The sequence below is a fragment of the Streptomyces sp. NPDC033845 genome (assembly GCF_055576225.1).
In genome coordinates this window covers 14,004-34,824 of the sequence record NZ_JBVIRI010000020.1, presented here as the reverse complement: position 1 = coordinate 34,824, position 20,821 = coordinate 14,004, and the positions used below count along the sequence as shown (strand labels likewise).

General features: G+C 75.4%; 17 protein-coding genes and 1 tRNA gene. 9 read left to right on the top strand and 9 right to left on the bottom strand.

Annotated features, from left to right (window positions below):
• Nucleotides 1-62: 62 nt before the first annotated feature.
• The gene (locus tag ACZ50K_RS30650) at nucleotides 63-914 is read left to right on the top strand and encodes a phosphotransferase enzyme family protein (protein ID WP_468908953.1); all 852 of its coding nucleotides are present in this window, start codon (nucleotides 63-65) and stop codon (nucleotides 912-914) included.
• Between the two features lie 91 nt (nucleotides 915-1,005).
• Here ACZ50K_RS30650 and ACZ50K_RS30645 read toward each other — a convergent pair whose 3' ends face one another.
• Nucleotides 1,006-1,737: an exonuclease domain-containing protein gene (locus tag ACZ50K_RS30645; protein WP_468908950.1), complete on the bottom strand. Its 732-nt coding sequence runs from the start codon at nucleotides 1,735-1,737 to the stop codon at nucleotides 1,006-1,008.
• Nucleotides 1,738-1,877: 140 nt separating this feature from the next.
• Nucleotides 1,878-3,110, bottom strand: a complete 1,233-nt coding sequence (locus tag ACZ50K_RS30640; protein ID WP_468908947.1) for an SAV2148 family HEPN domain-containing protein — start codon at nucleotides 3,108-3,110, stop codon at nucleotides 1,878-1,880.
• Between the two features lie 256 nt (nucleotides 3,111-3,366).
• On the opposite strand from ACZ50K_RS30640, the gene glgX reads away from it, so the two are divergent.
• A complete protein-coding gene (gene glgX / locus ACZ50K_RS30635) occupies nucleotides 3,367-5,481 on the top strand; it encodes a glycogen debranching protein GlgX (RefSeq protein ID WP_468908944.1) in 2,115 nt (704 codons plus the stop codon).
• On the opposite strand, the gene ACZ50K_RS30630 is transcribed toward glgX, so the two are convergent.
• The gene (locus ACZ50K_RS30630) at nucleotides 5,466-6,815 is read right to left on the bottom strand and encodes an MFS transporter (RefSeq protein ID WP_468908941.1); all 1,350 of its coding nucleotides are present in this window, start codon (nucleotides 6,813-6,815) and stop codon (nucleotides 5,466-5,468) included. The two genes, glgX and ACZ50K_RS30630, sit on opposite strands and share 16 nt — an antisense overlap.
• A gap of 82 nt (nucleotides 6,816-6,897) precedes the next feature.
• On the opposite strand from ACZ50K_RS30630, the gene treY reads away from it, so the two are divergent.
• Both treY and ACZ50K_RS30620 read left to right on the top strand, forming a co-directional pair.
• Entirely contained in the window at nucleotides 6,898-9,297 is a 2,400-nt protein-coding gene (gene treY, locus ACZ50K_RS30625; RefSeq protein ID WP_468908938.1) for a malto-oligosyltrehalose synthase, read from the top strand.
• A 96-nt stretch (nucleotides 9,298-9,393) separates the two neighbouring features.
• Nucleotides 9,394-10,656: a M14 family zinc carboxypeptidase gene (locus ACZ50K_RS30620; RefSeq protein WP_468908935.1), complete on the top strand. Its 1,263-nt coding sequence runs from the start codon at nucleotides 9,394-9,396 to the stop codon at nucleotides 10,654-10,656.
• Nucleotides 10,657-10,665: 9 nt separating this feature from the next.
• Here the strand turns inward: ACZ50K_RS30620 and ACZ50K_RS30615 are convergent, their stop codons facing one another.
• Nucleotides 10,666-11,130 (bottom strand): GNAT family N-acetyltransferase, encoded by a 465-nt coding sequence (locus tag ACZ50K_RS30615; RefSeq protein ID WP_468908932.1) that lies wholly within the window; start codon nucleotides 11,128-11,130, stop codon nucleotides 10,666-10,668.
• A 36-nt stretch (nucleotides 11,131-11,166) separates the two neighbouring features.
• Entirely contained in the window at nucleotides 11,167-11,739 is a 573-nt protein-coding gene (locus tag ACZ50K_RS30610; protein WP_468908929.1) for an FHA domain-containing protein, read from the bottom strand.
• 131 nt (nucleotides 11,740-11,870) lie between these two features.
• Here ACZ50K_RS30610 and treZ point away from each other — a divergent pair, with 131 nt between their 5' ends.
• A complete protein-coding gene (gene treZ / locus ACZ50K_RS30605; RefSeq protein WP_468908926.1) occupies nucleotides 11,871-13,658 on the top strand; it encodes a malto-oligosyltrehalose trehalohydrolase in 1,788 nt (595 codons plus the stop codon).
• 94 nt (nucleotides 13,659-13,752) lie between these two features.
• On the opposite strand, the gene ACZ50K_RS30600 is transcribed toward treZ, so the two are convergent.
• The 3 genes from ACZ50K_RS30600 to ACZ50K_RS30590 form a co-directional block, all read right to left on the bottom strand.
• A complete protein-coding gene (locus tag ACZ50K_RS30600; protein ID WP_468908923.1) occupies nucleotides 13,753-14,658 on the bottom strand; it encodes a hypothetical protein in 906 nt (301 codons plus the stop codon).
• Nucleotides 14,655-15,188 carry a SigE family RNA polymerase sigma factor gene (locus ACZ50K_RS30595; protein WP_468908920.1) on the bottom strand — a complete coding sequence of 178 codons (534 nt, stop codon included), beginning with the start codon at nucleotides 15,186-15,188 and terminating at the stop codon, nucleotides 14,655-14,657. The genes ACZ50K_RS30600 and ACZ50K_RS30595 overlap by 4 nt, the downstream gene beginning before the upstream one ends.
• A 93-nt stretch (nucleotides 15,189-15,281) precedes the next feature.
• Nucleotides 15,282-16,358, bottom strand: coding sequence for a M24 family metallopeptidase (locus tag ACZ50K_RS30590; protein WP_468909106.1), 1,077 nt, complete (start codon nucleotides 16,356-16,358; stop codon nucleotides 15,282-15,284).
• 248 nt (nucleotides 16,359-16,606) lie between these two features.
• On the opposite strand from ACZ50K_RS30590, the gene ACZ50K_RS30585 reads away from it, so the two are divergent.
• From ACZ50K_RS30585 to ACZ50K_RS30570, 4 genes are all read left to right on the top strand, one after another.
• Nucleotides 16,607-17,497 (top strand): LysR family transcriptional regulator, encoded by an 891-nt coding sequence (locus tag ACZ50K_RS30585; protein WP_468908917.1) that lies wholly within the window; start codon nucleotides 16,607-16,609, stop codon nucleotides 17,495-17,497.
• 58 nt (nucleotides 17,498-17,555) lie between these two features.
• Nucleotides 17,556-18,308: a CTP synthase C-terminal region-related (seleno)protein gene (locus ACZ50K_RS30580; protein WP_468908914.1), complete on the top strand. Its 753-nt coding sequence runs from the start codon at nucleotides 17,556-17,558 to the stop codon at nucleotides 18,306-18,308.
• Nucleotides 18,309-18,437: 129 nt separating this feature from the next.
• Nucleotides 18,438-18,510: transfer RNA gene (locus tag ACZ50K_RS30575), tRNA-His, on the top strand.
• Between the two features lie 264 nt (nucleotides 18,511-18,774).
• Nucleotides 18,775-19,884, top strand: a complete 1,110-nt coding sequence (locus tag ACZ50K_RS30570; RefSeq protein ID WP_468908911.1) for an alpha/beta hydrolase — start codon at nucleotides 18,775-18,777, stop codon at nucleotides 19,882-19,884.
• 32 nt (nucleotides 19,885-19,916) lie between these two features.
• On the opposite strand, the gene ACZ50K_RS30565 is transcribed toward ACZ50K_RS30570, so the two are convergent.
• Nucleotides 19,917-20,678, bottom strand: coding sequence for an alpha/beta fold hydrolase (locus ACZ50K_RS30565; protein ID WP_468908908.1), 762 nt, complete (start codon nucleotides 20,676-20,678; stop codon nucleotides 19,917-19,919).
• Nucleotides 20,679-20,821 lie beyond the last annotated feature (143 nt).

Sequence of the window (20,821 nt, the reverse complement as noted above, 5' to 3'; positions counted from 1 at the left end):
ACGAGACGTCTCGTCTAGTATTTTCGATACGGAACGGTGCGGGACGGTGCGAGACTGGCCCGATGGACGAAGCACGGGCCAGGGAACTGCTGCGGAGCGCCGGGATCGACGGGCCCGCGGAACTGCTCGCCCTGGGCGAGAACGCGGTGTTCGCCGTCGGCGGGCTGGTGGCCAAGGTGGGCCGGGCGGCCGAACTGCTGCCCCGGGCCGAACGGGAACTGGCGGTGGCCCACTGGCTCGCCGGGGCCGGAGTGCCCGCGGTCCGGGCGGCCGAGCCCCGCCCCCGGTCCGCCGACGGCCACCCGGTCACCCTCTGGCACCGGCTCCCGGACGCCACCGGGCCGGCCGGCCCGGAGGACCTCGCGGAACTGCTGCGCGCCGTCCACGCCCTGCCCGCGCCGCCCTTCGCACTGCCCGGCCGGGACCTGCTGGGCGGCGTGGAGCGCTGGCTGGGGCTGGCCGGCGAGGCGATCGACCCGGCGGACGCGGCCTATCTGCGGGCCCGCCGGGACTCCTTCGCCGCCGAAGCCGCCGCCCTGATCCCGCACCTGCCGCGCGGTCCGATCCACGGGGACGCGCTGCCGCGCAACGTCCACCGCACCGCGGACGGACCCGTCCTGGTCGACCTGGAGACCTTCGCCACCGACCTCCGCGAACACGACCTGGTCGTGATGGCCCTCTCCCTGGACCGCTACGGGCTCCCGGCCGACTCCTACCGGCGCTTCACCGAGGCCTACGGCTGGGACGTCCGCGACTGGGAGGGCTGCGCGGTGCTCCGGGGCGCCCGCGAGACCGCCAGCTGCGCCTGGGTGGCCCAGCACGCTCCCGCCAACCCCAAGGCCCGCGAGGAGTTCGCCCGCCGGGTCGCCTCCCTGCGCGACCGCGCCCCCGAGGTCCGCTGGCACCCCTTCTAGAAAGGGGAGCGGCCGACACCCCCGGCCGGCCCGCCCACCCGCCCACCCGCCCACCCGGCCACCCGGCCCGTCAGGCGGCCCCACCGCCCGGTCAGACCGTGGCACCCGCCGGGGTCAGCCCGCGCAGCGGCCAGGCCGTGTCGATCACCGCGTCCGCGGTGCCCTGGCGGCGCAGATAGGACTGGAAGTCGGCCGCCCAGCGGGCATGCCAGCGGACCTGCTCCCGGTGCAGCTCGGCCGGGGTGAGCCCGGCCACCGCCGGATGCCGGTCGGCTATCGCCCGGGCCACCTGGACCGCGGCCAGCGCGTCCGCGCCCGCGTCGTGCGCGTCCTCCAGCCGCACCCCGTACACCCCGCAGACCGCCTCCAGGGTCCGCTTGCCCCGGCGGTACCGGTCCACCGCCCGGTCGATGGTCAGCGGGTCGACCACCGGACCGGTCTCCGCCCCGTCGAGCCGCTCGGCCAGCGAGGGCAGGCCGTACCGGGCCAGCTCCGCGGCCAGCAGGGACAGGTCGAAGGCCGCGTTGTAGGCGACGACCACCGCCCCGCGCCGCCACAGCCCGGCCAGGGCCGCCGCGAGCTCCTCGGCCACCTGCGGGGCCGGCCGGCCTTCCCGGGCGGCCCGCTCGGTGCTGATGCCGTGGATGGCGGAGGCCTGCTCGGGGATCGCCGTCCCCGGGTCCGCCAGCCAGCCGCGCCGCGCGCCGACCACTCCGCCGGTCACCTCGACCAGCGCGGCCGTGACGATGCGGGACTCCGCCGGCTCCGTCCCGGTGGTCTCCAGATCGAATCCGACCAGTGTGCCCCCGTGCCACTCCCCCATGACGCCCCTCCCCCGTACCCCTGCACCTCTGCGGTCAACGGGTTTCAGCCTGCCACGGGGCACTGACAGCCCGGCCGCCGGGGCTCGCCGACCGGCCGGGACCCGGGGGCCGGCCGGGCCGGACCCGGTTCCGGAGCGGCTCAGGACACCGGCCGGGAGTCGTCCCAGACCGATTCGAACTCCTCCCGGTAGGTGGTGAACAGGCCGTGGTCGGCGTCCTTGGGGACGCCCCGGCCGCCGCCCCGCAGCACCAGCACCGGGGCCTCCATGCCCCGGGCCCGGCGCAGGTACGACTGCACCACCGCGATGCCCGCCGACTCGCCCTCCACCAGATAGGCGGTGAACCTCGGGGTCTCGTCGAACACGTGGATGGAGAATCCGGAGGGGTCCCGCAGCCCCGCCCGCACCCGGCGGACGTGCAGGATGTTCATCTCCACCGAGCGGCTCAGCTCCCCCTTGCGCAGCCCCAGCTCCCGCTCCCGCCGCTTCACCGCACTGCTGGCCGGGTTCAGGAACAGCAGCCGGACCCGGCAGCCCGCCTCCACCAGCCGGACGAGTCTTCGGCCCGAGTAGTTCTGCACCAGCAGGTTCAGCCCTATCCCGATGGCGTCCAGCCGGCGGGCCCCGCCGAAGAGGTCCTCGGCGGGCAGCTGCCGCTGGAGCCGGACCCGGTCCGGGTGCACCCCGATGACGTCCGCGTAGCGGTCCCCCACCAGGTCCTCGACCGCGTCGATCGGCAGCCGGTCCGCGGAGGGGCTGCCGGCCCCGCCGCCCAGCACCTCCAGCAGCCGGGCCGAGGCCCGTTCCGCCTGGCCCAGCACGGCCTGCGACAGGGCCCGGTTGCGGGAGACCACGTTGCGGGCGACCTCCAGCTCGTCGAGGGCGAGCTCGATCTCCCGGCGGTCGTCGAAGTACGGTTCGAAGCACGGCCAGTGCTGGACCATCAGCTCCCGCAGCTGCGGCAGGGTGAGGAAGGACAGCACGTTGTCGTCGGCCGGGTCCAGCAGATAGCCCTTGCGGCGGCTGACCTCGCGGACCGCCACCGCCCGCTGCACCCACTCCTGCCCGGCCGGTCCGGCGGCGGCGACCACCCAGTCGTCCTCGCCGTGCACCGGGTGGTAGATGGGCCGCAGGACCGCGCCCACCACGGACCGCAGCCGCTGCTCGATCAGATTCAGCCAGATGTACGCGCGGCCGGCCCGCTGGGCCCTGGTGCGGACCTCCGTCCAGACGTCGGCTCCCCAGTCCAGTTCCGCCCCGGCCGGCGCGTTCCCGCCCGGTTCCGGTCCCGCCAGCGAGACCGTACCGGCCTCCGCGGCGCCGCCCTCGTGACCAGGGTCACCAGGGGGCAGCTCCAGACCTCCCGAGCTCACCCGCGTACCGCCTTCCGCTACCCCTCCAGTGATCAAGGAAGGGTACTCCGCGCACCGGGCCCCATGCAGCCGGATGGCCCTTGTGCCGCCGCCCTGTTGACCCATCATCGGATTCCCGGACAGTCTGCTGACCCGCATATCAGGTAGACGGAGTCACCCGGTAGGACCCGTGCAAGTCCCCCCGCTGAGCCCCCCTTTCGGGGAAGATCTGCCGGAGACCATCCGACGCCGGATCAGGAATGGAAGAGTCGCATCTATGCAGGTCTGGCCCGGACAGGCGTATCCACTCGGCGCGACGTACGACGGCGCCGGCACCAACTTCGCGGTCTACTCGGAGGCCGCCCGACGCATCGAACTGTGCCTGCTGCACGAGGACGGTTCGGAGACCGCGGTGGAACTCCGCGAGACGGACGCGTTCGTCCGGCACGCCTACCTGCCCGGGGTGATGCCCGGTCAGCGCTACGGCTTCCGGGTGCACGGACCGTACGAACCCGAGCGCGGCAACCGCTGCAACGCCGCCAAACTGCTGCTGGACCCCTACGCCCGGGCCATCAGCGGATCCGTGAAATGGGGCGAGGAGGTGTACGGCTACCACTTCGGCCGCCCCGACTCCCGCAACGACCTGGACTCCGCCCCGCACACCATGAGCTCGGTGGTGGTGAACCCGTACTTCGACTGGGCCAACGACCGGCCGCCGCGTCACGAGTACCACCACACCGTGCTGTACGAGGCGCACGTCAAGGGGCTGACCATGCGCCACCCCGACCTGCCGGAGGAGCTCCGCGGCACCTACGGGGCACTGGCCCACCCGGCCGTGATCGGGCACCTGGTCAAGCTGGGGGTGACGGCGCTGGAGCTGATGCCGGTGCACCAGTTCATCAACGACCACCGGCTCGTCGACGACGGCCTCAGCAACTACTGGGGCTACAACACCATCGGCTTCTTCGCCCCGCACAACGGCTACGCCTCCGGGGACCGCGGCCAGCAGGTGCTGGAGTTCAAGTCGGCGGTCCGGGCCCTGCACGAGGCCGGGATCGAGGTCATCCTCGACGTGGTCTACAACCACACCGCCGAGGGCAACCACCTGGGCCCCACCCTGTCCTTCCGGGGGCTGGACAACTCCTCCTACTACCGGCTGTCCGAGGACGCCCGCTACTACACGGACACCACCGGCACCGGGAACTCGCTGCTGATGCGGTCCCCGCACGTACTCCAGCTGATCATGGACTCGCTGCGGTACTGGGTCACCGAGATGCACGTGGACGGGTTCCGCTTCGACCTGGCCGCGACCCTGGCACGGCAGTTCCACGAGGTGGACCGGCTGTCCTCGTTCTTCGACCTGGTCCAGCAGGACCCGGTGGTCAGCCAGGTCAAGCTGATCGCCGAGCCCTGGGACCTGGGCGAGGGCGGCTACCAGGTGGGCAACTTCCCGCCGCTGTGGACGGAGTGGAACGGCAAGTACCGGGACACCGTCCGGGACCTGTGGCGCGGCCAGCCCCGCACCCTGGCCGACTTCGCGGGCCGGCTCACCGGCTCCTCCGACCTCTACCAGGACGACGGCCGGCGCCCGCTGGCCTCGATCAACTTCACCACCTGCCACGACGGGTTCACCCTGCACGACCTGGTGTCGTACAACGAGAAGCACAACGAGGCGAACCGGGAGGGCAACCGGGACGGGGAGAGCCACAACAGGTCCTGGAACTGCGGGGTGGAGGGCCCCACCGAGGATCCGGAGGTGCTGGAGCTGCGGGCCCGCCAGATGCGGAACTTCACCGCCACCCTGATGCTGTCCCAGGGCGTGCCGATGCTCAGCCACGGGGACGAGTTCGCCCGCACCCAGGGCGGCAACAACAACGCCTACTGCCAGGACAACCCGCTGGCCTGGGTCGCCTGGCCGGAGCCCGGCAAACAGGCCCCGGGACTGCTGGAGTTCACCCGGCAGATGGTCTGGCTGCGGCGGGACCACCCGGTGTTCCGGCGCCGCCGCTTCTTCCACGGCCGGCCCGTGGAGGGCACCCCCGACGAGCTGTCGGACATCGCCTGGTTCACCCCGCACGGGGAGGTGATGCGGGCCCGGGACTGGCAGGCCCAGAGCACCCGGGCGCTGACCGTGTTCCTGAACGGGGAGGCCATCTCCGAGCCCGGCAGCCGGGGCGAGCGGATCACCGACGACTCGTTCCTGCTGATGTTCAACGTGGGCGCGGAGGCACAGGAGTTCACCCTGCCGGCCGGGCACGGCGACCGGTGGCGGCTGATCGTGGACACGGCCCGCACGGAGGTGCTGCCACCCGGCACCGGACCGCAGTTCGCGGCCGGCGACCGGGTGGCGCTGACGGGACGGAGCCTGGTGGTGCTTCAGCGCCCCGCGTAGCTGCGGGTGCCGTCGCCGCGGACATCGGCGACGTCGACGTCTACGTCTACGTCTACGTCGTCAGCGTCGGCGGCGGCGGCCGGTGAGCCGGTCTGCGGGGCCGGGATGAACGCGGTGGTGCGGGTGTGGGTGCGGGCGGCCGGCACCCGGGTCAGCAGGGCGAGCAGGAAGCTGAGGCCGGCCGCGCCGACCGCCACCGCGAAGGCGCCGGACGGCCCGTACCCCTCGGCGAGCCGCCCGGACAGGGCGAGCGCGAGGGCCTGCCCGGCCACCAGCGAGCTGGCCGCCAGGGCCATCGCCTCGGCCAGCCGGGCGGGCTCCACATGCCGTTCGGTCAGCGAGAACGCGGTGATCAGATGGGGGGCGTAGGCGGCACCGAGGAAGGTCACCACCAGGTACAGGCCGAGCAGCCCACTGGTGAGGAGCAGCGGTACGGACAGCACGAGGGCCGCGCCGGTGGCGGCCCGCCAGCGCATCCGCAGCCCGAAGCGGGCCGGTAGTGCGCCCAGCGCCAGGCCCACCACGGCACTGACCACGCCCATCGCCGCGTAGACGATCCCGGCCTGGCCGGGGACCCCCAACTCGGCGGTGAGGGAGGCGATCCCGGCCTGGCAGCCGCCGAACATGGCGCCCTGGAGGGCGAGCGAGACGCGGACGGAGCGGACCACCCCCGGCGGCCTGGTCCGGGGCTGCCCGGCGGGGCGGCGCGGTGCGGGGGACCCGGCCGTGACGGCGGCGGTCGGGTGCAGGGCGTAGGCCGTGGCGAAGACGGCGACCAGGGCGGCGGCGCCGGCCAGGGCCACGGCCGGGTGGGCGGCCAGGGCGGCCAGCCCGACCAGGGCCGGTCCGATGACGAACGAGACCTCGTCCAGGGTGCCTTCGAGCGAGTGCACGGCACCGACCACGCCCTCGTCGGCCTTCGCGCGGTGCGCGAGGGCCACCGAGCGGGTCCGGGCGAGCGGTCCGATGAGCGGGACGGAGGCGCCGGTGACGGCACCGATCGCGGCCAGCGGGAGGGTGTCCAGTCCGCCGAGGGCCCCGGCGACCAGGGCGCCGGTGGCCAGGGCGTTCACCGCGGCGGCGGCCAGCACCACGGGGCGCTGTCCGCGCCGGTCGGCGATCCGGCCCAGGACGGGTCCGAAGACCACCTGGCCGGCCGAGAGGGTGCCGCCCACGACGCCGGCCGTGGCCAGTGATCCGCTGGTCTCGGCGACCAGCAGCACGCTGCCGAACTGGGACATGGCGACGGGGAGTCGGGCGAAGAAGGAGACGAGCGGGAGAAGGGGCCCGGTCAGGGCGATGACTTTTCGATAGGTGTCGACGGTTCCAACCACCGGGCCGACGCTAACCCACCGCAGTCACCCGGATGCACTGGGCAATGGCACGGAATCGGCGTCGCTGGGTACGTAGGTTTCCATGACCCAGGAGTATGCGAACGCGATCTCGTCACCCGGGGAACACCCCACGTCCACCTATCGGCTCCAGCTGCGGCCGGGCTTCGGCTTTGCGGATGCGGAGGCGGCCGTCCCCTATCTGGCCTCGCTCGGCGTGTCCCATCTGCACCTGTCCCCGGTCCTGGAGGCGGTGCCCGGTTCCACGCACGGGTACGACGTGGTGGACCACGGCCGGGTCCGGGCGGAGCTGGGCGGGGAGGCCGGCCTGCGGGCACTGGCCGGGACGGCCCGCCGGCACGGTCTGGGGCTGGTGCTGGACATCGTCCCCAACCACATGGCGGTGCCCTCCCCGCTGCGGCTCAACCGGCCGCTGTGGGAGGTGCTGAGGGAGGGCCCGGACTCCCCCTACGCCCGCTGGTTCGACATCGACTGGGCGGCCGGCGACGGCCGGCTGCTGCTGCCGGTGCTGGGCGGGGAGCCGGACTGGGAGCGGGCCGGGACCGGCGGCGGGCTGCTGTCGTACGAGGGCCACGAGTTCCCGCTGCGGGAGGGCACGGAGGGGCTGCCGCTGCCGGAGCTGCTGGCCGCCCAGTGGTACCGGCCGGCCTGGTGGCGGGAGTCCCGGACCTCCCTCAACTACCGCCGTTTCTTCACCATTTCGGAGCTGATCGGGGTCCGGGTGGAGGATCCGGAGGTGTTCGCGGCCACCCATGCCAAGGTGCTGGAGCTGGTCCGGGACGGGGTGCTGGCCGGACTGCGGATCGACCATGTGGACGGGCTGGCCGACCCGGAGGGCTATCTGCGGCGGCTGCGGGAGGCGGTGGGCGACGGCTGCTGGGTGGTGGTGGAGAAGATCCTGGCCCGGACCGAACGGCTGCCCTCGGGCTGGCCGGTGGCGGGCACCACCGGCTACGACGCCCTGCACCGGGTGGACGGGGTGTTCGTGGACCCGGCCGGGGCGGAGGCCCTGGCGGTCCGGTTCCGGGCCGCCACCGGCTCCGCGGACTGGCCGGCGGTCGCCGAGGCGGCCGGGACCGCGGTACTGACCGAGGACCTGGCCCCGGAGCTGACGGCCCTGCTCCGGCTGGCCGCCGCCGGGCCGGAGGACGGTTCCCCGGAGCCGCTCTCCGGAGACGGTCCGGGCTCCGGCGGGGCGGTGGCGGAACTGGCCGGGGCGGTGGTGGCCCTGCTGGTCGCCTATCCGGTCTACCGGCCCTACCCCGGGGACGGGAGCCTCGACGCCGGGGCGCTGGCCAGGGCCCGGAAGACGGCCGGGGCCGGCGCCGTGGACCGGGTGGCCGCCCTGGTGCGGGACTCGCCCGCGTTCGCGGCCCGGTTCGCGCAGACCTCCGCCGCGCTGCGCGCCAAGTCCCTGGAGGACCGGGCGTTCTACCGGTACGCGCCGCTGCTGTCCGCCACCGAGGTCGGCGGGGACCCCGGGCGGCCGGCGGTCAGCCCGGCCGAGTTCCACGCCTACTGCGCGCACCTGGAGGAGGACTGGCCCGCCTCCGGGACCGTCCTCTCCACCCATGACACCAAGCGCAGCGCCGATGTCCGGGCCCGGATCGCCGCCCTCTCGGAACGGCCGTCGGCCCTCGCCGCGCCCTCCCCCTCCCCGGCCGGAGGTCAGGGCGCCGGGCCGGGGGATCCCCAGCTCGCCTGGGTGGCGGCGCAGAGCGCCCTGGGCCTGGGGGTGGTCCCGGACGGACCGGAACGGCTGGCCGGAGCCCTGCTGAAGGCCGCCAAGGAGGCCGCCCTGCACACCAGTTGGATCGATCCCGATCCGGCGTACGAGAAGACCGTGCCGGTCTGCGCCGACCGCAGCGCCGGCCCCGGCATCGGCGCCCTGACCGGTCTGGCACCGGCCGTGCGCGGCAACACCCTGGGGGCGGCGGTGCTCCAGCTCACCATGCCCGGGGTGCCGGAGGTGTACCAGGACTGCGAGGCGGAGTACCGGGCCCTGGTGGACCCCGACAACCGGCGGCCGGCCCGCTTCCACCGGGAGGTGCTGGCCCGGCTCGACGGCGGGGCGGCCCCGGTGGGCCTGTCCGAGGAGAAACTGGCCCTCAGCGCCTCCCTGCTGCGGCTCCGCCGGGACCGGCCGGAGCTGTTCCGCGGCTACGCCCCGCTCGCGGCGCGCGGCCCGGCCGCCGAGCACTGCCTGGCCTTCACCCGGGCCGCGGACTCCCTGCTGGTCGCCGTGACCCGGCTGGCGCTGCGGCTCGCCGACGCGGGCGGCTGGCGGGACACCGTCCTGCCGCTCCCGGCCGGCCGCTGGAGCCCGCTGCCCGCCCCGGGAGCGGCGGCCGGGGCGGCCGGGGGCACCGGGGCGGGCGGACCGGTGCACGAGGGAACCGTCGCCCTGTCCGCGCTGCTGGGCTCCGGCCGGCCGGTGGCGGTGCTGCTGCGGCAGCCGACCTGATCGGCGCACGGCCGGGAGCCGCTCAGGAGCATCCCGGGCGCGCCTTTACGGCGCGCCCGGGAGGGGCATCTCACCACGGTGACCCTGACCCGAGACATGTGCTATCCCACACCCCGTGAACTGGCCCTGGCCGCCCGCGCCCTGGCCGACGCCCACCCCGGCCAGGCGCGGCTGCGCCGGGCCGGGACCTCCCGGGGCGGCCGCCCGCTGTGGCTGCTGTCCGTCGCCCCCGGCACCGCCCGGGGCCCGGGGGTGCTGGTGGTCGCGGGGGCGCACGCCAACGAGCCGGTGGGCGGGCCCACCGCGCTGGCGCTGGCCCGCCGGATGCTCCGGGACCCCGCCGCCCTGGGCGGCCGGGCCTGGCACTTCCTGCTCTGCGCGGACCCGGACGGCGCGGCCCTGCACCGGACCCCGCGCCCGTACTCGCTGCTGGACTACCACCGGAACTTCTTCCGGCCGCCCGGGCCCGAACAGCCTGAATGGGCGCCGTCGTTACTGCCGGGCGACCTGCTGCCGCCGGAGACCCGGGTGCTGACCGGTCTGATCGACGAACTGCGGCCCGTCCTCCAGGTCTCGCTGCACGGCACCGACCTGGGCGGCAGCTGGGTGCAGCTCACCCGGGACATACCGGGGCTGGCGGAGCCGTTCGGGAAGTCGGCGGCGGAGCTGGGGATCCCGGTGGAGACCGGGGCCTCGGACGCGGCCGGCTGGCCCTCCTCCGGGCCCGGGGTCTTCGTGATGCCGGGCCCGGCGGGCGGGCCCGGCGCCGGGGACTTCCACCCGGAGGACGCCCGGCTGAGCACCTGGTACCGCGCGCACCGGTACGCGGGCACCACCGCGATCGTCGAGGTGCCGATGTGGGCCAGTGACCTGGTGGACGACCCGGCCCCGCACCCGGACCCGCGCCGGTCGCTGCGGGTGCTGGCCGGCCGGCTGGACCGGGACGCGGCCCTGGTCGCCGGGATCCTGGCCCGGGCCCGCCCGGACCTGCCCGCCGCCGGACCGGACCTGACCGCCCCGCTGCTGCGGTCGGTGGACTGGACCCTCGCCCTGATCCCCCGGATCGCGGCCGAATGGTCCGGCCCGGGCGCGCCCGCCGAGGCCACCGCCGCGTACATCGGCAGCATCGACGCCTTCGGCCGGCGGCTGGCGCTGCGCGCGGCGGCGATGCTGCTGCGGGTCCTGCGGGCCTCCGGGCATCCGGCCGCGCCGGAGCTGGACCGGCTGGTGACGGGGTGGTGCGAGGACTTCGCCAACCGGTTCGGGGCCCGCTGGATCCCGGTGGCCACCCAGGTGGAACACCAGTCCCGTACGGTCCTGGCGGCCTACGAGCGGCTCACCGGGCACCAGCAGCCGTGACGGGCCGGGTCAGCCGGTGACCGGCAGGGTGTAGCGGAGCTTGGGCCGGCCGGTCGCGCCCAGCCGGTCGTAGAACCTGATGGCGCCCTCGTTCCATTCGGGGGTCTGCCATTGGACCTCGGGCAGGCCGAGTTCGCGGGCGAGGGCGGAGACCGCGTCCATCAGGGCGGCGCCGAGACCGAGGCCGCGGGCGTCCTCGGCGAGGTAGAGGCAGTCCATGTGGAGGTAGCGGGCGGCGTCCCAGAAGGAGAACTCGGTGGAGCAGGCCGCGTATCCGACCACCCGGCCGGCCGGGTCCTCGGCGAGCAGGACGTGGAGTCCGGCGCCGGGGTCCAGGAGCAGCGGTCCGAGCCGGTCGGCGAGACCGGGCGGGCGGGGGGCGGACTTCTCGTAGGCCACGTGCTCGTGGATCAGTTCGACCAGCCGGGGCAGGTCCTCGGGGCGGGCGGCGCGCACGCCGTGGTGATCGGTCATGCCCCCATCCTCCGGGTCCGGCCCGCCGGAGGCCCGCTAGTTCGTGGAGAGGCGGAAGCTCATCCGGCCGAAGGACACCTGGTCGCCGTCACGGACCACCGCGGAGCCGGTGACCCGGCGGCCGTTGACCGTGGTGCCGTTGGTGGAGCCCAGGTCGCGCAGCACCCACAGGCCGTCCCGCAGGCTGAGCTCGGCATGGCTGCGCGACACCGTCTCGTGGGTGAGCCGCAGCCCGTTGCCGGGGTCGCGGCCGATCTGCAGGGTGCCCGCGCCCGGCATCGGCAGCAGCAGCTTCGGCAGCCGTTCCGCGTGCCAGGCCGAGGTGATGCCCGCGCGGACCGCGGAGACCCGCCCCACCCAGCCGAAGAGCTTCGCGGTCCAGCCGCCGGCCGGCCCGCCGCGGACGGCCAGGTCGGCGGTCAGCGCCGCGAGTTCCTCGGACCGCCGGGCGACCAGCGCGAGCTCCATCCGCCGCATGAAGGTGTCGTGCGACAGCTTCCCGTCCGCGGCACCCTCCCTGAGCTGGAACAGGGCACGGTCGCGCTCCGCGTCGGAGACCCGCGGCACCGGGTGCGCGGGATAGGCGGGGAACTCGAAACTCGACGTCACAGGGTGATTGTCGGCCCGTCGGGGCCGGAGTGTCCAGAAGTCCCCCGTCCGGCCCTGGATGATGGCGGTGATTCGTGGAGGATCGTGAATGCCGGTCACCGCCGGCCCCGCCGAAGACAAGGGGACCGTCCGTGCAGTTCGAGGTGTGGGCGCCGCATGCGGCGGCGCGCGTGGACATGCGGCTCAACGGGAACACCCACCCGATGGAGCGGGATCCCGATCCGGGGCGGCCCGGCTGGTGGCGGGCCGAGGTCCCGGCCGCCGCCGGCGACCGCTACGGCTTCCTGCTGGACGGCGGGCCCGCCGTGCTCCCCGATCCGCGCGGCCGGCGGCTGCCGGACGGCCCGGACGGGCTCTCCGCGGTGGCCGATCCGGCCGCCGACCGGCCAGCCGGCGCCGCACCGCCGCCGCGGATCCCGCTCCAGGACTCGGTGCTGTACGAGCTGCACATCGGCACGTTCACCCCCGAGGGCACCTTCGACGCGGCCGCCGCCCGGCTGGGGCACCTGGTCTCGCTGGGCGTCACCCATGTGGAACTGCTGCCGGTCTGCCCCTTCCCCGGCCGGCACGGCTGGGGGTACGACGGGGTCGCCCCGTGGGCGGTCCACGAGCCCTACGGCGGGCCGGCCGGGCTGGTCCGGTTCGTGACGGCGGCGCACGCGCACGGGCTGGGCGTGGTCCTGGACGTGGTGCACAACCACCTCGGCCCGTCCGGAAACCATCTGCCGGCCTTCGGACCGTACTTCACCGACACCCACCACACCCCGTGGGGCGCGGCGGTCAATCTGGACGCGGCCGGCTCCGACGAGGTCCGGGCCTATCTGCTGGGCAGCGCCCTGGCCTGGCTGCGGGACTACCGGATCGACGGTCTGCGGCTGGACGCGGTGCACGCGCTGGCCGACGGCCGGGCCCTGACCTTCCTGGAGGAACTCTCGCAGGCCGTCGACGACCTGGCGAAGGAGACCGGGCGACCGCTGTTCCTGGTCGCCGAGTCCGACCGGTGCGATCCGCGGACCACCACCCCGCGCGGCTCCGGGGCCACCGTCGGCTCGGACACCTCCGGAGGGCTGGGTCTGCACGCCCAGTGGAACGACGACTTCCACCACGCCCTGCACTGTGCGCTCACCGGCGAGTCCCAGGGCTACTACGGGGACTTCGCCCGGGCACCGCTGGCCGCCCTGGCCAAGACGATGACCCGGGTGTTCTTCCACGACGGCACCTGGTCCTCCTTCCGGGGCCGCACCCACGGCCGCCCGGTGGACCGGCGGCGGACCCCGGCGCACCGGTTCCTGGGCTACGCCCAGACCCATGACCAGATCGGCAACCGGGCGCTGGGCGACCGGCTGGCCTCGGGGGTGCCGGCCGGACTGCTGGCCTGCGCGGCGGCGCTGGTGCTGACCGGCCCGTTCGTGCCGATGCTGTTCATGGGCGAGGAATGGGGCGCGCGGACGCCCTGGCAGTACTTCACCGACCATCCGGACCCCGGGCTGGCGGAGGCCGTACGGGCGGGCCGGCGGCGGGAGTTCACCGCGCACGGCTGGTCGGCGGAGGAGATCCCCGACCCGCAGGACCCGGCCACCCGGGACCGGTCCTGCCTGGACTGGTCGGAGCCGGACCGCCCCGAGCACGAGCGGCTGCTCGGCTGGTACCGGACGCTGGTGGCGCTCCGCCGGACCCATCCGGACCTGCGCGATCCGGACCTGGGCGCGGTGCGGGTGGCCTACGACGAGGAGCGGCGCTGGCTGACCTTCCGGCGCGGGGACGTCCGGGTGGCCGTCAACCTGTCGGCGGAGCCGGTGACGATCGCGCTGGGGCGCAACGGGGTCCGGGTGCTGGCGGCCTGGGAGCCGGTGGAGCATCCCGGCCCGGACGGCCGGATCCATCTGCCGGGCACCTCGGCGGTGGTGCTCGGGCCGTAGGTCCTCCCGTCCCGGGGCCGTGGGAGGTGGGCGGCGGCCCGGGAGTCCCCTGTTCTCCCGGGTCGCCGCCGGTCGGTGCGGCGGACGCGGCCGGTCACCGGCCGCCGGGCTCCGCCGTGCCCGTCAGCGGCCGCCCCTGCCCGTCGTAGGCCCGGAACCGGGGCGGTTCGGCACCGGCGGCGGATCCGGCGGCCGTCAGGCCGGTGGCCACGTACCAGCCGTGGTCGATGACGGCGACCGCGGTGTTCCCGCCGTAGGTGACGGTGAGCCGGTCGACCTCCGGCGCGACCCGCCCGAAGTCGCTCCATCGGGACGGGAGTTCACCGGCAGGCCGTGGCGGGCGCAGTGCGGTGGCCTCCGGGCTGCGGCGGAGCGGCGGCCCGCCGGGGAGCGTCAGGGAGTCCTGGGCCTCCCCCGGAGTGGTGTGGAGCGGGACGAACTCCTCCACCTGGCCGTCGGCGATCCCGCAGCGCACCCCGGCCCCCGGGACGGTGGTGGAGACGGCGACCAGCCAGTACCGGCCGGGCGGGCCGTCGGTGCGGGCCTGGGCCAGGAGCAGCCGCATGTCGGCGGGGCGCTGCGGCTGGAGGGTGTTGCGGAGGCAGTCGGCGAGCCAGCCGGCGGCCTGACCGTAGGTCACCCCGTCCACCAGCTGATCGGCGGTGGCGGGCCGGCCGGGCCCGTGCGGGCCGGGGTCGGGGGTCTCGGTGGGGCGGCCCATCACCACCGTGCCGGCCGGCCGCTCCTCGTACCCCCCGCCGGCCAGGAGCAGTCCGGCGAGCACGGCCGGGGCTCCGGCCAGCGCGCACACCAGGGCGGCGACGGCCACCCGGCGGCGGCGCCGGTCGGCCCGTCCGTCACGGAGGATCTCCGGGTAGGGCGGGAGGCAGGGGCGGAGCGCGGCGGCGTCCTCGGCCAGCAGGGCGCGCAGCCGCGCCTCGAAGGCCTCGTCCACCCCGACGGCGGCCGCCGGCTCCCCCTCCCACCGGGCGCCGGTCACCGGACCGCCCCCGCCCGGACGCCCTCGACCACCTGGTCCAGCCCGGGGAAGGCCCGGAGCTTGGCCAGCGCCTTGGAGGCCTGGCTCTTGACCGTGCCCACCGAGCAGCCGAGGGCGTGCGCGACCTCCCCCTCCGCGAGGTCCTCCCAGTACCGCAGCACCACCACGGCCCGCTGCCGGTCCGGCAGGGTCGCCAGCGCCGACACCAGGGCGTTGCGCTCGTCCGCCCAGGCGGCCGTGGGATCGGCCGAGAGGGTGTCCGGCGGGGCGGCGGTGAGGCGCTCCGCGACCCGCCGCTTGCGGAACCGGTCGTTGTTGCAGCTCACCAGCATCCGGCGGAGGTAGGCCTCCGGGTTGTCCGTGCCCAGGATCCGCCGCCAGGAGCGGTAGGCCTTGGTGAGGGCGGTCTGGGTGAGGTCCTCGGCATCGTGCGGGTCGCCGGTCAGGAGGTACGCGGTCCGCACCAGATGGGCCCAGCGCGCACGCACGAAGGCCTGGAACTCGGCCTCCGCGTCCTGGTGTCCCGGCATCGCTCACCCCCTCGCCCTCCAGACCACCTCCGGGGCCGATCCGGTTGCCCGGGAACGGGGGCCAGTTCCGGCCAATTCCCTTGCGGGCCTGACTCATTCGACGATGGCGAGCTCCCGGGGAGCCAGGTTGAGGCGGCGTCCGCCGTCCTCCGTGACCGTCACGATGTCCTCGATCCGGACCCCGAACCGGCCCGGCAGGTAGATCCCCGGCTCGATGGAGAAGCACATGCCGGGCAGCAGCGGCTGCTCCTCCCCCTCGACCATGTACGGCGGCTCGTGGGTGGTGACGCCGATGCCGTGGCCGGTGCGGTGGATGAACCGGTCGCCGTACCCGCCGTCGGCGATCACCGCCCGGGCCGCCCGGTCCACCTCCTGGCAGGCGATGCCCGGGCGGACCGCCTCGAAGGCGGCCTGCTGGGCCGCCCTCACCAGATCGTGCACCGCCCGCTCCTCGGCGGTCGGCTCCCCGACGTGCACGGTGCGGGAGATGTCGGAGCCGTAGCCGTGCCTGAGGCCGCCGAAGTCGAGGACCACCATGTCGCCGCGCCCGATGGTGCGCTCCCCCGCCTCGTGGTGCGGGTTGGCGCCGTTGGGGCCGGAGCCGACCACGGTGAAGTCCACCTGGGAATGGCCGTGGGCGCGCAGCAGCGCGGCGAGGTCGGCGGCGACCTCGGCCTCCCGGCGGCCGGCGAAGCGGACCCGCAGGATCTCCGCGTACGCGGCGTCGGCGGCCGCCCCCGCCGCCGCGAGCCGGTCCAGCTCCCGGCGGTCCTTCACCGCGCGCAGCAGCGGCAGCGCCTCGGTGAGCGAGGCGTACGTCGTCCCGCCGGGCGCGTTCCGCTGCAGCCCCAGCAGGTGCGCGGCCCAGGTGTTGTCGCTGACCGCGTAGCGGCCGGCGGCGGCGAGCAGCGGGGCGGCCACGGCGTACGGGTCCTCGCCGTCGGCCCACTCCCGCAGCGTGAACCCCGGCGCCCCGGCGGCGGCCGCCGCGTCGGGCGCCTCCAGCGCGGGCACCACCAGCACCGGCTCCCGCCCGACGGCCAGCACCAGCAGCGTGAGCCGCTCGGTCTCGGCGGGCCGGTACCCCGTCAGATGCACCAGATCCGCCCCCGGCGCCACCAACACCCCCTCCAGCCCCGCCCCTTCGGCGGCCCGCACCGCGGCGCCCATGCGCGCGACGTAGTCGGCGGGACCGAAGGGGGCGGGGGGCTCCTGGGGGGCCCGGCCGGGGCGCTGCCCGGGCTGGGGTGCGGGCTGGGGTACGGGCCCGGGTACCGGCTCGTCCCCGGGCCCGCCCTCGTGTGCGTGCTCGTGTGCGTACTCGCGTTCCACGTCATCAGCCATACCCGCATCCTGGCGGACCCCCGTCCCCCGGACCTGCGATTCCGGTCGGGGGGTCGGGGGCGGATGCTGGGGGGATGGATCCGCATCTGCTCCGGACCTTCGTCGCCGTCGTGCGGCTCGGGTCGTTCTCCGCCGCCGCCCGCGAGCTCGGTTACACCCAGTCCGCCGTCTCCCAGCACATCGCCGCCCTGGAGGGCGACCTGCGCGCCGAGCTGCTGACCCGGCGGCCGGTCGGGCCGACCACGGCCGGGGCGCGGCTGCTGGAGCACGCCGGGCCGCTGCTGCTCCGGCTGGACGCCGCCCGCGCCGATGTCCTCCGGCTGGCCGCCGCGCCGCCCGGCCGGGTCACGGTGGCCGTGTCTCCGCTGGCCGTCGGCCCGCGCCTGCTCGCCGCGCTGCCGCCCACCGGGGTGACCCTGCGGGTGCTGCCCGCGACCGAGGTGCCGGCCGCCGTGGCCACCGGCGGCTGCGATCTCGGGCTGGTCGACGGCCCGGCCGCGCCCAGCGATCCGCTGCGGCTGCCGGACGTCGCCCCGCTCAGCGTCACCGGCCTGGGCGAGGAGGAACTCGCCGTGCTGCTGCCCGCCGGGCACCCCTTCGCGGACCGGTCCGCCGTCCGGCTGGAGGACCTGGCCGACGCCCGCTGGCTGGACGCCCCCGAGGCCGGGATCCCGCTGTCCGCGGTCCGCACCGCGCTGGGCGCCGCCGGCCCGCGGCCGGCCCCCGCCCTGCACTACTCCGGCACCGACCTGCGCGCGCTCTGCGCCCTGGCCGCCGGCGGCCACGGGCTGGCCCTGCTGCCGCGCGGGGTGGCGGAGTCGGCCGGGGCCGGGGTGGCGGTGCCGCTGGCCGGCCCGCGCCTGGTGCACCGTACGGAGCTCCTCTCGCCCGGCGCCCCGGCCGGGGCCGCCGCCGTCCTGGCCGACCGGCTCCGCCCGCCCGCCACCACTCATCAGCAGCACTGATGGGTCGTGCAGAAACCATCGTTGGACGTGAACCACCGCCCGCCCCGACGCTGGTCCCATGACGACCACGACCACGACCGCACCCACCACCGCACGGATCGCCCTGGTCGGCGACCGTTCCCCGCACGTCACCTCGCACGCCCGGATCCCGCTCCTCCTCGACTCCCTCGCCACCCGCGACGGACTGGTCCTCGACGCGTACTGGATCCCCACCGCCGACGCCGAGGCGGCCGCCGCCTCCGGATCGCTGGCCCGGTTCGACGCCGTCTGGGTGCTGCCCGGCAGCCCGTACGCCAGCGAGGCCGGGGCGCTCGCCGCCGTCCGGACCGCCCGCGAGCACGGCATCCCCTTCCTCGGCACCTGCGGCGGCTTCCAGCACGCGCTGCTGGAGTACGCCCGGAACGTCTGCGGGCTCACCGGCGCCGCGCACGCCGAGAACGACCCGGCCGCCGAGGACCCGCTGATCGCCCCGCTGGCCTGCTCGCTGGTCGGCCACGAGGGCGTGGTCCGGATGGCGCCCGGCTCGCTCGCCGAACGCGTCCTGGGCGCCGAGCGCTCCACCGAGCGCTACCACTGCACCTACGGGCCGGACGCCCGCCGGCTGCCCACCCTGGCCGAGCACGGGCTACGGCTCTCCGGCCACGACGAGAACGGGCAGGTCCGGATCGCCGAGCTGCCCGGGCACCCCTTCTTCCTCGCCACCCTCTTCCAGCCGGAACTGGCCGGCGACGGCAGCCGCCCGCACCCGGTGGTCCACGCCCTGGCCGCCGCCGCCGTGACCCGCGCCACGACCGCCCGCGCCACGGCCTAGTACCGGCCGGGCGGCGACTGGGCGGCGGGCGGGCGGCGGGCGTCAGGGGCACGTCAGCACGCACAGGACCACTCCGCTGATCGGCTATGCTGTGCGTGCACGACGACGGGCGGCTGGCCGCCCTTCGTGGTGGGTGTAGCTCAGCTGGTAGAGCACCTGGTTGTGGTCCAGGTGGCCGCGGGTTCAAGTCCCGTCACTCACCCTGTCCCCGTGGGGGGTACGAGATCTCTCTCGTACCCCCCACGGGCTTTTCCGGTCCGCCGCCCGGACCCCCGCCACCGGGTGCCCCGGGGCCGCCGGGCGGGACGCCTGGCAGGATCAGGGGATGCGCAGCGATACCCGGACACCGACGTCCGCCCACCCCGTCCCGGCCCGGCCCGCCCGAACCCGCCGCGCGCCCCGCACGCCGTCGCGTACGTCCGGTACATCGGGTACGTCCGGTACGCATCGCCGGGTCGGCTGAGCCGTGGCCCTGGACTCCCGGCTGATCCTGGTCCTCTCGATCCTCCTCGCCTGCGCGGTCCTGGCCGGCACGGTCCGGATCTGGCCCCGGCTGTCCCGCTCCGGCGCGCGCCCGGTGCTCGGCCGGATCGGCCTGCAACTGGCGATCACCCTCACCATGGGCCTCCCACTGCTCCTCGCGGTGAACTCCCACTACGGGTTCTACGCCTCCTGGGGCGACCTGCTGGCCTTCTCCCGCGAGGCCGGCCAGGACCGGGGCGGCTCCGACGGGGTCCGGGTCCGCGGCACCCACTCCTGGCGCCACCAGGGCACCACCGACCCCGCCGTGATCGGGCGGATCGACGCGGTCACCGTACGGGGCACCCGCAGCGACCTCACCACCGAGGCCTACGTCCACCTCCCCCCGGCCTATCTGAAGGCCTCCCCGGCCGACCGCCGGCGCTTCCCGGTGGTGGTGGCCCTCAGCGGCTACCCCAGCACCACCCGGGTCCTGATCGACCTGTTCAAGTACCCCCAGATCGCGGTGGACGCCGTCCGGGCCGGCACCATGCGCCCCACCGTCCTGGTGATGCTCACCCCGACCGTGGCACCGCCCCGGGACACCGAGTGCGTCGACATCCCGCGGGGCCCGCAGACCGAGACCTTCTTCGCCGAGGACCTCCCCGAGGCCGTCGCCCACCACTACGGCCTCACCCGCGACCCGCGCGCCTGGGGGGTCATGGGCAACTCGGTGGGCGGCTACTGCGCCCTCAAGCTCGCCCTGCGCAAACCCGGCTCCTACCGCGCCGCCGCCGGCCTCTCCGCCAACTACGCGGCCGCCGAGGACCCCACCACCGGCAACCTCTTCGGCGGCGACGACCGCTACCGCCGCGAGAACGACCTGCTGTGGCGCCTGGACCACCTCCCCCAGCCCCCGGTCTCCCTGCTGGTCGCCAGCAGCCGCAAGGGCGAGCACCAGTACCCCGACACCCAGCGGTTCATCCGCTCGGTGAAGGCCCCCGCCCGGGTCTCCTCCATCACCCTGCCGGTGGGCGGCCACACCTACGAGACCTGGAACCGCGAAACCCGCCCCGCCCTCGAATGGCTCACCACCCGCCTCACCACCCCCAACTGACCCGCGCGGAGCGGGTCGCCCTGGCCGTTGGTTCAGGGGCGGAGGAAGGATTCGGTGGTGGTGACGAGGGCGACCGGGGATTCCTGTGGGGGGTAGTGGCCGGTGCCGGGGAGGGTGTGGACGGTGGTGTGGGGGTACCAGGCGGCCCAGGTGGCGTGCATCAGGTCGGCGGTCAGGGCCAGGTCGTACTCGCCGACCAGGACGAGGACCGGGACCGGGTTGCCCTTGACGGCCGGGGTGAGGTCTAGGGGCTGCCAGCTCGCCAGGTAGCCGGCGAAGGCCTCCGGGCGGGACACCTCCAGGGAGTGGGCGACCATCCGGTCCAGCCAGTGCGGGGCGGCGCGGTGGCCGGTGACCAGGTCGAGGATGATCCTGCGGTTCTCCGGGGAGGCGGCGGCGCCGTGGAAGAGGGCGTGGGTGGGCTCGTCCATGGGGTAGGGGCCGGCCGGGACGGGGGCCAGGCCGACCAGCTTCTCCACCCGGTGCGGGGCGCGGGCCAGGACCTGCTGCATGGCCTTGCCGCCCATGGAGTGGCCGATAAGGGAGAAGGAGTCCCAGCCGAGTTCGTCGGCGAGGGTCAGGACGTCCTCGGCGATCTCGGGGAGGGTGTAGCGGCCGGGGACGTCGCGGCGGTCGCCGTAGCCGCGGTAGTCGAGGAAGGCGTAGGAGAAGGCCTCGGGGTCGAAGTAGTCCAGGACGGAACCCCAGTTGGCGGAGGTGCCGAACCAGTCGTGGAGGACGATCACCCGGGTCGGGCCGGTGCCGATGCGGCGGTGGGGGGTGGTGGCGGCCATGGGGGCTCCCTCGCGAGACGTGGCGCACGGTCGGAGGGAACACTGCCCAGTGGGGTCGGCGTCACACCGTTCGCCCACGCACACCGCCCCTGGCCCGTGCGCATGCGCGGGCGCAGGCGCGGGCGCAGGCGCGGGCGCAGGCG